The following is a 16,394-nucleotide window of genomic DNA, read 5'->3' as shown; positions in this document are numbered from 1 at the left end:
TTCCTCTTTATTTTGTCTTAATTTCTAAAAATGCGCAACACTATCAAAAACACTCTACACGACTGTATAATTTTTCTTTAACCTTCCCCTCCAAAGAAGCCCTTTAAGCCTGCATGAGGGCAAGAATACCAGGAAGAGTCTTTCCTTCCATCCATTCCAAAAAAGCTCCTCCAGCAGTTGAGAGATAAGTAAAATCATTGGCAACACCGGCATGATTAAGGGCAAAAACCGTATCGCCCCCTCCGGCAATTGAAACCAATTTTCCTTTTTGACTACGTTCTGCTGCATGGCGTGCCACGGCAATCGTTCCTTTATCAAAGGGAGGCATCTCAAAAACACCAAGGGGTCCATTCCACACGAGGGTAGCAGCTTCATCAATTGCAGTATTGATATGCGCAATAGAGCGCGTCCCAATATCCAATATCATGCCATCTTGTGGAATATCTTCAATGTCATAAAGACGATGCGGTGCATCTTTTTCAAAACGAAATCCAACGACAGCATCCTGAGGGAGCAGAAGCGTACAGTGACACTCTTGCGCTTTTTTAATAATTTTTTTTATCGTTTCCATCAATGCATGTTCACACAGAGACTTTCCTACATGGATACCTTGCGCAGCTAAAAAACTGTTAGCCATCCCCCCACCAATAATTAAGGAGTCAACTTTTTCCACCAAATGATTGAGCACAAAAAGCTTACTAGAAACCTTTGCTCCTCCCACAAGGGCAACCACAGGACGTGCTGGATTGCCAAGTCCTTTTTCTAATGCCTGCAATTCACCTTGCAAAGAGCGTCCTGCATAAGAAGGCAACAAATGCGTTATTCCCTCCACCGAAGCATGGGCACGATGAGAAACTGAAAAAGCATCATTAACATAGAGATCTCCATTATGAGCCAAAGCTTCTGCAAAAGAACAATCATTCTTTTCTTCACCAGCATAAAAACGAACATTTTCAAGCAGTAAAACACCACCATTTTGTAATGACTCAACTGCAACCTGCACCGCCGAACCGATACAGTCAGGAGCAAAAGCAACCGGCTGATTAATGATCTTTTCCAGCACTTGCACAACAGGACGGAGTGAAAACTCTTGCTCTACCTTTCCTTTGGGGCGACCACAATGAGAAAGCAGAATAAGTTTAGCACCACGCTTTTGCAGCTCAACGAGTGTCTCTTTATGTCGTACAAGACGCGTCTCATCGCATACCTTACCTTGCGCCATAGGAACATTAAAATCTACGCGCACCAGAACACGTTTACCCAAAACATCAACATCATCAAGTGTACGAAACCCCATCACTGCTTCCTCTTCACTTTCCATTGTTTCAAATAAAAACGCATCCAACAACCCTGCCCACTTTTCTTTCCACTTATCCCCCCCTCTTTGCTTTTACAAGAGATCCACGACAGCCCATCTCTCACCCTCTGTTTGAAAAGCCAAAGCTTTTATCGTCAAATGTACAAAAGCCCACCATTGCTCTTAATCTTCATATTCCATTGTGGCAAACAAATGCATTGGCTCAACTTGATCTCTATTAAAGCTTCCTTTTACTTCTAGGAAAAAGAGTTTACATCTCCTGTTTTCTAACGTTTTCTCAAAGGGTATCTCGTTCAGATCTTACTTTTTAAAGTTTACTCTTTCATTCATCTTTTAAAAGCACGTATTGACACAGTATTAAAACAAAATACATCATCAATGTTTCAATAGCCTCTTCTCTCTAGCCGCATGAGAACAACAGCCTCTATCTGTTTTTCTCAAAATTGCACAAAAATGAGACTTTTCCCTATAAAAAGAGGACCCTGAGGTCCTCTTATATTGTCTTAGCAAAAGCCACAGCCGTATCACTCATACGGTTAGAAAAGCCCCATTCATTATCATACCAAACCAGAACGCGACAGAGCTTACCATCAATCACTTTGGTTTGATCATTGTGGAAAATAGCTGAATGAGGATTATGATTAAAATCACAACTCACGAGTTTCTCTTCTGTAGTGTCCAAAACACCCTTCAAAGAACCTTGTGCAGCAGTAGCAATAGCTGTATTAATTTCTTCGATTGTTGTGGAACGCTTAGCGATAAATGTCAAATCAACCACAGAAACATTAGGGGTCGGAACACGAATCGATACACCATCAAGCAATCCCTTTAATTCTGGCAAGACCAATCCCACAGCTTTTGCCGCTCCTGTTGAGGTAGGAATCATAGAAAGAGCTGCCGCACGTGCACGATAAAGGTCCCGATGCATTGTATCCAACACAGGTTGATCACCCGTATAAGAATGGATTGTTGTCATAAAGCCCTTTTCAATGCCCACCGTGTTGTGTAAAACTTGTGCAACAGGCGCCAAACAATTGGTTGTACAAGAAGCATTTGAAACAACGCGATGCTCGCTGCTTAAAGATTGATGATTAACCCCATAGACGACCGTAAGATCTGCTCCTTCAGAAGGCGCAGAAATAAGAACACGCTTTGCCCCCGCATCTAAATGAGCACTTGCTTTATCACGCGCAGTAAAAATACCCGTACATTCCAAAGCAATATCGATATCCAAATCTTTCCAAGGCAATTGAGCAGGATCACGCTCTGCGCATACCTTTATTAAACCACCTCCCACATCAATAGCATCCCCTACCACCTTAACGATCCCAGGAAAACGCCCATGAACTGAATCATAGCGTAATAAATGGGCATTTGTTTCCACCGATCCCAAATCATTAATTGCAACCACTTCAACATCTTGTCGTCCACTTTCCACAAGTGCACGTAAAATATTGCGACCAATACGACCAAACCCATTAATTGCAACACGAACTGTCATTTCACATGTTTCCTCATCAATTTTTAAAAGCACAACATTTAAAACACAATAAATGGGTATTTCACCAATCCAAAATCATTAATTCCCACAATGTCAATATCTTGATCACTCACTCACTTATCCACAATAATGCACAAGATCATCCACAACACTGCACAGAATATGATGCCCTAAAACCACCCCATTCATGACAACACAAGCTGTCACTTTGTCTTTTCCTCTTTGATCTTTTCAAGCTCTTTTTCAACGGTGGCAACAACATTTTCCCAAGTAATACCAAAATGCGCATAAAGGGCATCAATTGTTCCACTTGCCCCAAAGCCCTCCATACCAATAAACACACCATCACAGCCAATAAAACGATCCCATCCTTGGGCGACAGCAGCTTCAATGGCAATTTTAATCGGTGCATCTCCAATGAGAGCACGCTGATAGGAGAGAGATTGTTGAGAAAAAAGTTCAAAACAAGGCACAGAAACCACACGCGTTGGGATGCCTTTTTCTTCTAACACCGCATGTGCCTCCACTGCAATTTGCAATTCTGAACCAGAAGCAAACAGCGTCACTTGTGCATCATCGCTAGCTGTTAGGAATTCATAAGCACCAAGCATACAGAGATTTTCTTCTTCATACTCTTGACGCAAAAGCGGTAGATTTTGTCGACTTAAAGCCAAGGTAGAAGGCGTCCCGCATGCTTTCAAAGCCAATTGCCAACACTCAACTGTCTCCATAGCATCGGCAGGACGGAACACAAAATGATTAGGCATTGCACGCAGGCAAGCCAAATGCTCTACGGGTTGATGGGTCGGACCATCTTCACCAAGACCAATAGAATCATGAGTCATGACATAAATCACCCGCAACCCCATGAGAGAAGACAAACGCATAGCAGGACGCATATAGTCAGAAAAGCATAAAAAGGTTCCCCCATAAGGAATAAAGCCGCCATAAAGGGCAAGACCATTCATCACAGCTCCCATTGCATGTTCGCGAATTCCATAATGCAGATAGCGCCCTGAAAAATCTTCAGCAGAGATACTTTTCATCTGGCTGCTTTTTGTATTATTAGATCCGGTTAAATCAGCCGAACCACCAATAGTCTCAACAACGACTTCATTGATCACTTCAAGAGCCATTTCCGAAGCTTTACGCGTAGCAACAACGGGGCGCTCTTCAACCAATTTCTGTTTATAAGTATCAATAGCGCCATCAAATCCGCCCACGAGATCGCCCCGCATCAATCTTTCAAACTCCACACGCTCTGAGACAGGAAGATCAGCAAATTTTTCTTCCCATTTTTGGCGTTTTTTAGCAGCATTGAGACTAGCCAAGCGCCAATTATCGAGAATATCGGCTGGAATAACGAAAGGCTCAGCATCCCACCCTAACGCGATACGGGTTTCAGTGATTTCTCGTGCGCCCAAAGGGGCTCCGTGAACTTTATTGGTACCCGCTTTATTGGGTGCTCCAAAGCCAATTGTTGTTTTACAAGCGATCAAAGTTGGTTTATCGGAATTTTGTGCCGCCTCAATAGCCCGCGCAATTGCTGCTTGATCATGCCCATTGACTTTATGTGTCTCCCAACCAGATGCCTTAAAACGCGCAATCTGATCTGTACTGTCAGCAAGGGAAATCTCTCCATCGATAGAAATATTATTATCGTCCCACAACACAATAAGCTTATTGAGTTTCAAATGACCGGCAAGGGAAAGTGCTTCTTGAGATATCCCTTCCATAAGGCATCCATCGCCTACCAACGCATAAGTGTAATGGTTGATAAGATCACCAAAACGGGCATTTTGCAAACGCTCTCCAAGAGCCATCCCCACAGCATTAGCCAACCCTTGTCCGAGAGGACCAGTCGTTGTTTCGATTCCTGCCACATGCCCATATTCTGGATGCCCAGCAAGCTTTGCTCCTAATTGGCGAAAATTTTTGAGATCTTCAATGCCAATATCTTCATAACCAGAAAGATACAAGAGAGCATAAAGCAACATAGACCCATGTCCTGCTGATAACACAAAACGATCACGGTTAGGCCAGCGAGGTTTTTTGGGGTCATGAGCAAGGAATCTTGTATAAAGAACCGTAGCAATATCGGCGGCTCCCATTGGCAAGCCTGGATGACCAGAATTTGCTTTTTCAATCGCATCAATAGCAAGAAAACGGATAGCATTGGCCATCTGATTCTGTTGGTGGGTGTTTGTCATGAATAATCGACCATTTCGTTAAATACGTTATTCTGTTGCTTTTTCCGTATTCTCTTAAAGTTCTCAAGAAATACTATTTTCTAATCCTTAGCGTGAGACTTTTTGCCACCACTTCAATAATATTAATAACATTCCCCTCACGCGTTCTGTATATCCATGTCATTTATGCCAATACGCGCAAAAAATCCAGCTTTTAATTTATATCTATCCCCTGCTTTGCTTGCTAAAATATCCTATATCCTTAAAAATAAAATGCACACAATACAAGAGTGAAAGTGATTCGTTTTTGCATAACACATTGATAAAGGATACAATTACCCAAAGGATAAAGGCAATGAACCAAGAGACTACAGTTCTACAAGATGCTTTAGAGCACCTAGAAAAGGCACTTAGAACTTTAGAGATCACCATAATAAACCGCAATGCCGTTATTGATAAAAATAACGAATGGGAAGAAGAAATCCAACGAATGAATGCTGACCGCAGCCATCTTGCCCAAGCGCTTGACAAAGCTGAAGCCCAAATTGAACGCTTAGAGTCCGTAAACAAAGAAGTTTCCAAACGTCTTATTAAAGCAATGGAAACAATTCGTGTTGTCATTGATAGATAAAGGTTTGAATGTATGGAAACTGTTTCCGTTACCATTGATGGTAAAGTTTATCGCATGGCTTGTGACAAAGGACAAGAACGTCGTCTTATTGCGCTTGCTGCTCAATTGGATCAATATATCACACATTTAAAGAACAATTTTGGTGAAATTGGCGACCATCGTTTATCGGTTATGGCTGGCATAATGATTATTGATGAAATGGAAGAAATAAAACGAGAAAATAAAAAATTACAAGAAGACTACAATACTCTTTTACGACTCCACAACGAAAGAGACCGCACCATGGGGAAAATTATGCGTGACACCACACAACGCATTGAAAATCTCACCAACCAATTGCTCAAAGATGATCAAAACTGCACAAACCTTCAAGAACAAGAACAGGAAGATTTCTAAAAATTACATCAGCGCGTAATAAACCAGAGATTTGACTTGTCCGCCACATCTCACAGGATAAAAATTCTTAAACCCACGCCAGTCTGTAAACAGTCTGGTTTCTTATAGGAAGGATTCCAGCTACTCACGACTTATAGGATTAACTTAAACCTCAACAAGAAAGCCCTACCCTGAATATTTCACCTCCGCACAAACGCTTCCTATATCAAGGAGACTGCCTTATATCACCACATTTCAAATGAGATGTCTTTTAACCGCGCAATAAGATAACAAAATCAACATCATTGTAAAAAAATCATATAAATGACAACAGCAACAAACAAATAAAGCACCCTTCGAAAAAAAGAGCTATATTCATGTTCCCTATGAATGCATGCCCAAAAATCCTTGCCCCTTAGATAATATCAAGCAGATTCAATATATATTAAAAAATAACCTTATCTATTATACCGTAAAACACCGCTATTTGATACTATAAGCACCATGGAGTCTTTGCACCTGAGATGTCCATCCGATGAAACCCACCGAAAAGAACCGTATCATTTATAAACCAGCGTGAATTAAGTATTTTCATCCTTTAGAGCAAGAAAAAAGTCAAAACCGAAGAGTATGTTAATCTCATACAACCTCAAACATCATAAACAACAATAATAGCTCTTGAAAACATCCTCTACCGCTATTTTTATCCTTATAACAAATAATCCATATTTCTCTCCCCACCCCTCAAAATCTCCAAGCTTAATAAAAGAAAGAGCAAGTCGGCATCATCATTATAGTCAGCCCTCAATATTGCGATAGCCCCCTTGGCTCGTAAAACGATTCATAAGAGGGACGCCTTTCTTGTACAGCTTTTTCCCATAAAACCCACCGGCTTGTGATGTACAAACAAAGAGTTATGATTAACAAAACATAAATAAATTGAAGAGAATTTTACGGAATTCGGGGTTCTAATTCAAGTTTAATAACGATAAATTATCATTATAAATCAATATGTTGCAAATGCTTCGACAAAGCATATTTTAAAAACACATTCACCCATCACTTTTTCTCATAACATACCAGTACGATTTTTTAGGCACATAATTTTAATTTTATTCAATTCTGTTTGCAAAAGTTTAAAATGGGAAAAATTTCAAGGCTCTCATTCAAAAAGAAAAAGAATAAATTCTCATTATCAATGAACATCTGGCTCGTATAAACATCAATAAAGCAATCCCCAATATGCCTTAATGAAATAAAAGGGGGGCTCCCATTAAATGCCCTACCGTAAAAGCAGCTTCCTCAAAACTAAAACAAAATCAACAGACAACATCACCGCATCTGCTCCCATCCCCAAACTGGACAACCTAACGCAATACCTTGCTATCTTACGATAAGAGATAAAAGAATAATGGGTTCTATGGAGGCATTCACAAGAAGCGCACACCCGTTGTTTTTAAAGCCTGTTCAAAGGCGCATGAAAAAACACCATACGTAAACGGCTCAAATCCCTTTCGTTCCATCTTGAGAGACAGAAGCAATACGCAAGAGATTTGTCGCACCGGGCGTTCCAAGAGGAACACCGGCTGTTACAAGGAAACGATCCCCTCCTTGGCAAAAGCCTTCCTGAAATGCAATGGCTGCTGCTCGATCAACCATATCTTCTAAATTGCGAGCATCTTGCGTGACCACACAATGAAGCCCCCAAACGAGAGCCAAACGCCTTGCTGTTTCCACAATGGGCGATAAAGCAATAATCGGTCTATTAGGGCGTTCACGAGAGGCGCGCACCCCCGTTGTTCCTGAAGCCGTATAGGCAACGATAGCGGATAGAGCAAGTGTTTCAGCAATCTGACGCGCAGCAAGAGAAATCGCATCCGTTCCTGTTGATTCTGGTGCTGGATGTTGTGCTCCAACCTGAGCGGCATAAGTGTGATCCTGTTCGATTTGTCGCGCGATTCGGTCCATCATAAGCACAGCTTCTTCAGGATAGCGACCAGAAGCAGATTCAGCAGACAACATCACCGCATCTGTTCCTGCATAAACTGCTGTAGCAACATCCGACACTTCTGCGCGTGTCGGAACAGGAGATGTAATCATTGATTCAAGCATCTGTGTTGCCACCACAACAGGCTTTCCTGCTAAACGACAAGCTTTTATGAGCTCCATCTGAAGTGCAGGGACCTTTTCCAAAGGCATTTCCACTCCGAGATCACCCCGTGCAATCATAATACCATCGGATACCTCAATAATTTTCTCTATATGCTCCAAGGCTTGAGGCTTTTCGATTTTAGCCATCAAAGACACTTTACTTTTCGTCAACTGACGCACCGCCATAATATCTTCTGGACGTTGAATAAAAGAAAGAGCAACCCAATCAACAGGCTGCTGTAAAAGAGCCTGAAGATCCTCCTTATCTTTTGACGTCATCGAATCAAAAGGCAAAATTGTATCGGGAAAACTGACACCCTTTCGATCAGAAATACGGGTACCAGCAACCACGCGACACTGTACAAAGTGATCATCACAAACTTGCGCACGCAGTTCCACCCTTCCATCATCAATCAACAACCGGTCCCCTGGTTTAACAGCCGAAAATACATCCTCATGAGGGAAAAAAACACGCTGTGCATCACCAAGAACATCGCGATTATCTAACGTAAAGCTTTGCCCAACACGCAAATCTTCTTGCCCCTTAGCAAAACGCCCCACACGCAGTTTTGGCCCCTGAAGATCCACCAAAATACCAATGGGGCGTCGAACTGTTTTTTCAACTTCTCGTATAGATTTGACCAAATCACACAGCATATCACGATCAGTATGGCTCATATTAAGACGAAAAACGTCTGCCCCTGCCCTAAAAAGCTTTTCAATCATCAAACGAGAAAAAGAAGAAGGACCAAGAGTCGCAATAATTTTTACTTTACGTGCACGTTTCACGGTGGAGAATTTCCTGAAAGAGAAGGTATAACTGAATTGTTTAACAAAGACTCATCCGTCAACTGTACCATCCAACTGGTTTGATTTCCGGTATCGATCTCTTTAAATTCAGCCTTTTGATATCCTCGAGGGAAACAATCATGAACCCCTTGAATGGTAAATTGGCTATCTTGTACACACATGGTCACAGAGCCTGCCCAGTTCCCTTTTTTTTGTGCCCCTTCCGCATAAAAATAATAAAACCGTGAAGCAAGAGGCCCCTCAATTAAAGTTTTACATTCCGTCACTGGTACCGTCCACCAGCCTTCGCTCACCCACCCTGAAAATGTACGATATCCAAGAGCAACCCCTACAGACTGTTGGGTTGTATTACAAACTCTAAAGTCAGCTTTTGCAAAAACAACAAGGGGAAACAAGAGCAAAATGCTCAAGAGAAAAACTTTTAATCCTTTCTGAAACACCCAATATCGCTTTTTTAAAATCACAAAACTTCCTCTATAATGCCAAATTCTCAAAACAAATTACACATTTCTTTTTTTAAAGCTTTTCAAATCTAAAACGTATATTTTTATATTTTTCTTTTTATAGCCCTTTTATCAATGCATATATCTTAAAAATTTTACAAAATATTTAAAGTCAATTTGTAAAAAAGCTGTGTAGCTTGATTTACTTTTTGTTTTCAAGCTTTTTTAACATAAATTCGTCGTCGAAAAACAACTTAAAATATATAACTTGGAGAAAAATACAATGAACGATACAGTAACCGATCAAACACACGCTATATCCGTAAACCAATTACGCTCTTTTATCGAACGTATTGAACGACTAGAAGAAGAGAAAAAAACCATTTCTGATGATATTAAAGACGTTTACACTGAACTTAAAGGCTCTGGTTTTGATAGTAAAGCTGTTCGAAGCATTATACGGCTGCGTAAAAAAGAAGAGCATGAAAGAATGGAAGAAGAAGCAATCATTGAACTTTATAAAAATGCGCTTGGTATGAATTAAAACCATTGATAACATTGGAAATTTTCTTAAGAAAAGAAAATACAAAAAACAAATGGCAAAAAATAAATGAATGTATAAAAATTTCACCCAACAATAAGCCGTTTGTGTAACTTGTAACGAGACTATCGGTCACAGAATACACAATATTGCAACAGCCCTCACATTTAAAAGGATTTATACAGAGAATTTTTATTCTTATTCTTCAATCATTGTTTATCCACATAAACCCTCACTTGTATGCCAACCCAGTTTGTGATGTGCAAGAGAGGTGTTTTTTATGATTAAACATCTATAAATTTGAAGTGAGAAAGTCTTCCGATATTGAGGACTCTCTTCAAATTGAAAAAAATGAATTATGATGATAAATCAATTTATTATCTACGAAAAGAAACATATGAAAGCGGTCAGCAGTTGAAACCCGCTAAACGAGAGTCTGAACCGTTTACAAAAGAAGAGGTGGTTAAGGATCTTCGTCTTTTAGGATAGGGAAAAGTGCAGCATATTTACACATTTGATAAAAAGACCCTTAACAAAACTTTATTGGAATCTATTAACGGACTCATAAAGATCATTGATTCGAGAGGTTAGAATGTGATCTCTCCATTTTCCAGAAATCATCAAATAGTCTTTGGCATAGCCCTCTTTTTCAAAATGAAGGCGTTTTAATAAACGTTCGCTTTTTATGTTCTCAGGTCTATAATTTGCCATCACTCTATGCAGATGATAAACATGAAAGATATGGCGTATTAGAGCCGATAAACTCTCAAACATGAGACCTTTGCCTTGTTGTTTTTCATCAAGAGAAAAACCAAGATGACAGGCTTGAAAAACACCCCGAACCACATTTGTAAAATTCACAACACCGATGACTGTGTTTTCATTTTTTAATCGTACAGCATATCGGTATGCTTGTCCCTGTGCGCTTTCATAAGCAAATGCATTGGCTCGTGTTTCCCAAGCTGTTAGGCTGTGGTAACCATCAGATCTAACAGGTTCAAAAGGACGCAGATGATTCGCATTACGGAGGAAATAAGAAGACAGTTCAGCTGCATCTTCTAAACCGATCAATGTGGAAATTGTTCGCTTTGTTTTAATTGCCATCATTTTCTCCTCCTAGACAATGTCACAATAACACGTTGATTTATCTTAACAAATCATCATTTTTAAACTCAAATCATAATGTCGAATACAGTAAGCTTTTCTCATCACAACACTTCTTACGTTAGAATCAATGAGGATCTTTTGCTTTTCCGTCATAAGTGGGGGTGGTATGTTTAAAGCATAAGGTAAAGACAGGGGAATATTTCTTATGAATGCTCTCAAGTTCTAAGGGGCGCTGTAGCAACATTGGGGACTGGCAAAGTATGCAAGGGAATTGGCGTACTTCCATATACGAAATTTTGAAAAAACTTACGGCAAAGATAGTTTTGTTTCTTTGCCTTGTAAGCTCAGAGCATGCTTGTTTTGCGCTACCATATCACTGCTCCCCCGTATACAAATCCCAATGACCATCGCCTTGAGATGCTATATGTTACAGTGCAATCTAAAAAGTCTCTGCCATAACTCGTCAACAACACTGTTCCCGCTAAATCAGCGACAAACTCTTGTAACAAATTAAAGAAAAGCGATGATGCAATACAAATCTTTTAAAGTTTTTTAGATATTATCGTGAACACGATTCCATTTCTTCGCGTAAAATTTCAAGTTCTAACCATTCTTCTTCTTTTTGTGTGCAAGTATTTTTCTTTTTTTCCAACGTTGTTGATAAACGCTCAAAACGCTCTTTATCACTGCGATAAAGGGCTGGATCAGAGAGTTCTTGCTCAATTTTTTTGATTTCGTCCTGTAAAACAGCAATTTCTTCAGGCAATTTTTCCAATGCATAAACCTGCTTATAAGACAATTTACTTCGTGTTTTTTTCTCTCGCCCTATCAAGCTATGATCTATTGATGTATCCTGTTTTGAAAGCTCTCCCACATGAGATTTTGAAGGTGTTTTACGTTGCGATAATTCTGTTTTTTTGCGTTGTAAACGAAGAGCATGCTGGTTTTGCGCCATCATATCACTATAGCCGCCCGCATACAAAATCCAATGACCATCACCTTGAGGTGCCAACATATGCGTTACAGTACGATCTAAAAAGTCTCTGTCATGGCTGACCAACAATACTGTCCCCGCAAAATCAGCAATAAATTCTTGCAACAAATCCAAAGTTTCCATATCCAAATCATTGGTCGGTTCATCAAGAATCAAAAAGTTTGCAGGACGAGAAAGAAGTCGTGCAAGCATGAGGCGTGCTCTTTCTCCCCCTGAAAATTCTTTAAGGGGAGTGCGAGCTTGTTCCGGTAAAAATAAAAAGTCTTTCATATAAGAAACGACATGCCGCTCCAGCCCATTGATCACAAGAGTATCACCTCTTCCTCCCGTTAAATAATGCGCTAAAGTTTCTTCTTCATTTAAAATACGTTGCTGATCAAGCAATGCCATAGAGAGGTTATAGCCATGCCTCACCGTTCCACTATCCACGGCTTCTTGCCCAATTAATGCAGAAAGGAGCGTTGTCTTTCCGATTCCATTGGGTCCTACCAAACCGATTCGATCACCCCGCTGAATGCGCAAAGAGAAATCTTTCACGATAATGCGATCACCATAGGATTTTGAAATTTTCTTTGCTTCAAGCACCAATTGCCCAGAATCATGACTTTTTGCTGCTGTCAAAAGTGCATTTCCTGGCTGCCCTTTATAGGTTTGATGACGCTGTCTTAAGTCTTTTAATTCGCCTAAGCGCCGTACATTACGCTTACGCCGTGCGCTCACGCCATAACGCAACCATTGCTCTTCACGAGCAATTTGGCGCCCCAATTTATGCTGTTCGATGGCTTCTTCTTCCAGTGCTTTATCACGCCAATTTTCAAACTCGGAAAAACGCTTTTCCAGTCTTTTGGTTGTGCCACGATCAAGCCATACCGTTGACCGTGTAACATTTTCTAAAAATCGTCGATCATGGGAAATCACCACAATCGCTGAACGCAAAGAAGCCAAAACAGCTTCCAGCCATTCAATAGTTGGTAAATCAAGATGATTGGTTGGTTCATCTAAGAACAAAATATCGGGTTTTGCAGCAATGGCCCGTAACAATGAAACACGCCGCTTTTCGCCTCCCGAAAGCGTTTCCAATTTTTCCGTCCCAGAAAACCCTAAATTTGTGCGAAGCGTATTAATCCACTGAACATCAGATATATCATCCAGCCCCGCTTCCATATAAGCGTTAATATCTTCAAATCCTGAACAATCCGGATTTTGTGAGACATAACGGAGCGTTACTCGCGGGTGGCGAAAAATTTCGCCACCATGAGGTTCTAATATTCCTGCGGCAATTTTTAATAAGGTCGACTTTCCACAACCATTACGGCCAACCAACGCAATACGCGCCCCCTGCTCAACCGATAAAGAAGCTTGATTGAGCAAAGGCGTTTTTCCAAAATTTAAGAAAATGCGGTCAAGCCGCAAAAGCGGCACCGCCATTAACGAACGCGGCGCGGACAAGGTGCTTTATACATCACCCCTCTTGCATCACGGTAAGCACACAATTGCCGTACAGGAACTCTCTGTCCACAAGGTGCTTGGTAAACATGCCCTCTACGACCACGATACGTGCACAATTGTGATACCTGTCTTTGTTGTTTTCTTTGATTTGCAGCTGCACCTGTTACTGTTCCAGCCAAAGCACCAAATGCTGCACCGGTAAGTGCTGCTCCAGGCGTACTTCCACCAATAGCAGTTCCAGCCAAAGCACCGATCGCCGCTCCTCCTACGCCGTAACGTGCAACGCGTTCATCGTTTGTAGTACAAGCGACTGAACTGAAACCAATGGCTGAAACAACGGCCACTTTAAAAATTGATTTTAACATATCAAAACCTTTCCTTCTCAAGATCAATACATATATCGTTTATGTCGGCACTTCATCACTAGGCCCCCCCCTGCCTTATTCAAAATATATTGGAAGAGCTTTATGGAATAGGTACAGACGCTAACAATATAGCTTTTCCAGAACCTAAATAGCAAGAAAAGGTTCCACAAATACGGTTAGAAAGTGTTAAAGAAGAGCCAAATGACACATTTTTGTCACAAATTGGCCATTTTACCCCTTTAAGAGTCAAGCCTTTTAAATCAGAAAAGCCGATAATACTAAACAAACATCCCTTAGGCAAATCATACGAACAAGGTTTTGACAAAACCGGCCAACCTTCTTCCGAACCGCTTGTCAACAACACTGAAATACCCCTTTCAGCCATCATCAACGCTTGCGTCATATGAGAAAGGCTATGATCACTTCGCTCCCCTCCCAAAGCACCGCACAAAATAAGCTTTTTAGCGCCATTTTGCAGCGCTCTTTCACATGCCAGAGCACTATCTGTCATATCTTTATCAGAGGGAAAAACTTCACGCGGAACATGACTATATTGACGTATTAAGTTCTCATCTGATGAATCAAAGTCCCCTAACCACAACTCAGGCGTCACATTAAGCGCTGCCGCATGACGCATACCACCATCAGCAGCAATTACCCGACTGTTTTGAATTTTATTAAGCAAACGATCAGTGATATGAACATCCCCATTTAATAATATCGTAAATGTTGTCATGCCATACTTTGCCTTTCACAAAATCTTCTTTACAGTGCATCTTTTTATAAGTGAGAGTCATTTTTTATAAACAAAAAGCGTGATATAGCCAAACGAATCCTTATTCTTAATGCCTTTCTTAAAGAAACATACGATACAAAGATACAAATGCAATTTGCCAAATTACTCCGCAGAAATAATGTGCACCATGGTCCAACGCACCCCATTTTTCACCGCAATTTTCTTTTTCGCTCTTGCCTGTATAAAGCCACTCTCATAAGTTTAACGTTTCTCCTTTCAGCTTGTCATACACCCTTTTCTCAAAATGATAGGCTTTCTTCCACTTCTTCTAAAACGATCAAACGTACCAACAACCACAATATCTATGTCACATTAAGCGCTCTGCAACACCCACGTATTTTGCAAATGTATGGTGGCGCTTATCATGATGCAAAACTTGAACACCTTTTAGCAAAGATTGTCCGTAAACTAGCAGTTGCATCCCATAGTTCTCATCAAAACTATTCTGTAACAATTTTAAACTCAGAAACTATCAATGCTTTTGCGCTCCCCAACGGCTCGATCTACATCACTCGTGGTATGCTGGCATTAGCCAATGATTCTTCAGAAGTTGCAGCCATTTTAGCCCATGAGATAGCACATATCAGAGCCAATCATGGCATTTTACGCCTGCAAAAAGAAGCCCAATTAAAGATGACCAATCACATGTCTTCACGTCTTCTTTCTTCTATTGGCAAAAAACTTCATAACCCTATGCAAAACAAGCAACAACTCGCGCAATTTTCCCGCAATCAAGAGCTGGAAGCTGACTCCCTTGCGCTCGAAATGCTCCAACAATCAGGATATGATCCTTTTGCTTCACCGCGCTTTCTTCAAACAATGGAAGCCTATAGTGCTTTTCGTAATATTTCTGGCACCCAAAATGCCTCTCTAGATTTTTTAGCCTCCCACCCAACTACCCCTCAACGCATTCGGCTTGCGATAGAAAAAGCGCGTAAAATCAGTAAAGGGAATAGTAAAATATCCGATCATGATTCTTTTCTCAAAAGCATTGATGGCATAATTTTTGGAGGAGGCTTTTATACAGGTTTTGTACGAGGCAACCAATTTATTCACCCACAATTGCGCATAGCTTTTTCTGTTCCAAACAATTTTACAATAGAACATTCAGCACACACTGTTTGGGCCAGTGGACCAGATAAAATTGCGATTCGTTTTGACGCCATCCCACATCCTGCTGAAATATCTGCGAGTGATTATTTGAAAAGCGGCTGGATTATCGGTCTAGACCAATCATCTATCCGCCCCATCACAATTCAAGGACTTACAAGTCAAGGTTTTCAAAGCCAAAGTTTACTTGGAGCGCGGGCCCATGCTACCAATGATCAATGGCAATTTGATGTGGTTGTCATTCCATTCAACAACCACATCTTTCGTTTTTTGACGGCCGCTCCACATAATTCTCGAAATTTTGCAGAGGTTGCCCAAAAAACGCTACAAAGCTTTCATTCTCTTTCATCTTCACAGTTAAAAAAATTGCAGCCCTTAAAAATCCGTGTTGTCCGTGTTAAACAAGGAGAAACCGTTGCCAATCTTGCAGATAAAATGCAATACACACCCTATAAAGAAAAACTCTTTCGCATCCTCAACGCCCTCTCACCAACGCAAACTTTACCTGCAGGTACAAAAGTGAAAATTATTACAGAATAAGCCTTTCTTCTCATCCGTTACAGTTTTGATTCTTTTCTGTCTGTATCACGCCCTCCCCCTTAAAGCATATTCGA

At 40.7% G+C, this 16,394-nt stretch carries 13 protein-coding genes; 4 read left to right on the top strand and 9 right to left on the bottom strand.

All coding sequences use genetic code 11. The features are described 5' to 3' along the window. Positions 1-103: 103 nt before the first annotated feature. The 3 genes from ACFIM6_RS03970 to tkt all read right to left on the bottom strand — a co-directional run bounded on the left by ACFIM6_RS03970 (position 104) and on the right by tkt (position 5,029). A complete protein-coding gene (locus tag ACFIM6_RS03970; protein WP_375611778.1) occupies positions 104-1,297 on the bottom strand; it encodes a phosphoglycerate kinase in 1,194 nt (397 codons plus the stop codon). Positions 1,298-1,811: 514 nt separating this feature from the next. Beyond that, positions 1,812-2,819: a type I glyceraldehyde-3-phosphate dehydrogenase gene (gene gap / locus ACFIM6_RS03965; protein ID WP_375611739.1), complete on the bottom strand. Its 1,008-nt coding sequence runs from the start codon at positions 2,817-2,819 to the stop codon at positions 1,812-1,814. Between the two features lie 203 nt (positions 2,820-3,022). Then, positions 3,023-5,029 (bottom strand): transketolase, encoded by a 2,007-nt coding sequence (gene tkt / locus ACFIM6_RS03960; RefSeq protein ID WP_375611738.1) that lies wholly within the window; start codon positions 5,027-5,029, stop codon positions 3,023-3,025. 334 nt (positions 5,030-5,363) lie between these two features. Here tkt and ACFIM6_RS03955 point away from each other — a divergent pair, with 334 nt between their 5' ends. Both ACFIM6_RS03955 and ACFIM6_RS03950 read left to right on the top strand, forming a co-directional pair. Then, the gene (locus ACFIM6_RS03955) at positions 5,364-5,639 is read left to right on the top strand and encodes a DUF4164 domain-containing protein (protein ID WP_005774573.1); all 276 of its coding nucleotides are present in this window, start codon (positions 5,364-5,366) and stop codon (positions 5,637-5,639) included. 12 nt (positions 5,640-5,651) lie between these two features. Next, positions 5,652-6,035, top strand: coding sequence for a cell division protein ZapA (locus tag ACFIM6_RS03950; protein ID WP_375611737.1), 384 nt, complete (start codon positions 5,652-5,654; stop codon positions 6,033-6,035). A gap of 1,482 nt (positions 6,036-7,517) precedes the next feature. Here the strand turns inward: ACFIM6_RS03950 and pyk are convergent. Then, positions 7,518-8,954, bottom strand: coding sequence for a pyruvate kinase (gene pyk, locus ACFIM6_RS03945; protein WP_375611736.1), 1,437 nt, complete (start codon positions 8,952-8,954; stop codon positions 7,518-7,520). Beyond that, the gene (locus ACFIM6_RS03940; protein WP_273790491.1) at positions 8,951-9,439 is read right to left on the bottom strand and encodes a DUF1036 domain-containing protein; all 489 of its coding nucleotides are present in this window, start codon (positions 9,437-9,439) and stop codon (positions 8,951-8,953) included. The genes pyk and ACFIM6_RS03940 overlap by 4 nt, the downstream gene beginning before the upstream one ends. Before the next feature lie 262 nt (positions 9,440-9,701). On the opposite strand from ACFIM6_RS03940, the gene ACFIM6_RS03935 reads away from it, so the two are divergent. Continuing rightward, entirely contained in the window at positions 9,702-9,962 is a 261-nt protein-coding gene (locus ACFIM6_RS03935) for a DUF2312 domain-containing protein (protein ID WP_005774567.1), read from the top strand. 537 nt (positions 9,963-10,499) lie between these two features. Here the strand turns inward: ACFIM6_RS03935 and rimJ are convergent. The 4 genes from rimJ to ACFIM6_RS03915 form a co-directional block, all read right to left on the bottom strand. Continuing rightward, complete coding sequence (gene rimJ / locus ACFIM6_RS03930) at positions 10,500-11,063, bottom strand: ribosomal protein S5-alanine N-acetyltransferase (protein ID WP_375611777.1); 564 nt, start codon at positions 11,061-11,063, stop codon at positions 10,500-10,502. 562 nt (positions 11,064-11,625) lie between these two features. Then, positions 11,626-13,488, bottom strand: coding sequence for an ABC-F family ATP-binding cassette domain-containing protein (locus tag ACFIM6_RS03925; RefSeq protein ID WP_375611776.1), 1,863 nt, complete (start codon positions 13,486-13,488; stop codon positions 11,626-11,628). Beyond that, complete coding sequence (locus tag ACFIM6_RS03920; RefSeq protein ID WP_375611735.1) at positions 13,488-13,874, bottom strand: hypothetical protein; 387 nt, start codon at positions 13,872-13,874, stop codon at positions 13,488-13,490. Before ACFIM6_RS03920 ends, ACFIM6_RS03925 begins: the two co-directional genes overlap by 1 nt. Before the next feature lie 100 nt (positions 13,875-13,974). Beyond that, positions 13,975-14,610, bottom strand: coding sequence for a thiamine diphosphokinase (locus tag ACFIM6_RS03915; RefSeq protein WP_375611734.1), 636 nt, complete (start codon positions 14,608-14,610; stop codon positions 13,975-13,977). A gap of 147 nt (positions 14,611-14,757) precedes the next feature. Here ACFIM6_RS03915 and ACFIM6_RS03910 point away from each other — a divergent pair, with 147 nt between their 5' ends. Beyond that, positions 14,758-16,320, top strand: a complete 1,563-nt coding sequence (locus ACFIM6_RS03910; RefSeq protein ID WP_375611733.1) for a M48 family metalloprotease — start codon at positions 14,758-14,760, stop codon at positions 16,318-16,320. The last annotated feature ends 74 nt before the right edge of the window (positions 16,321-16,394 follow it).

Source organism: Bartonella sp. AA9NXGY (assembly GCF_042196845.1).
Classification (GTDB): Bacteria; Pseudomonadota; Alphaproteobacteria; order Rhizobiales; family Rhizobiaceae; genus Bartonella.
The sequence above is the reverse complement of the archived record's forward strand: the minus strand, read 5'-3'. Positions and strand labels throughout refer to the sequence as shown.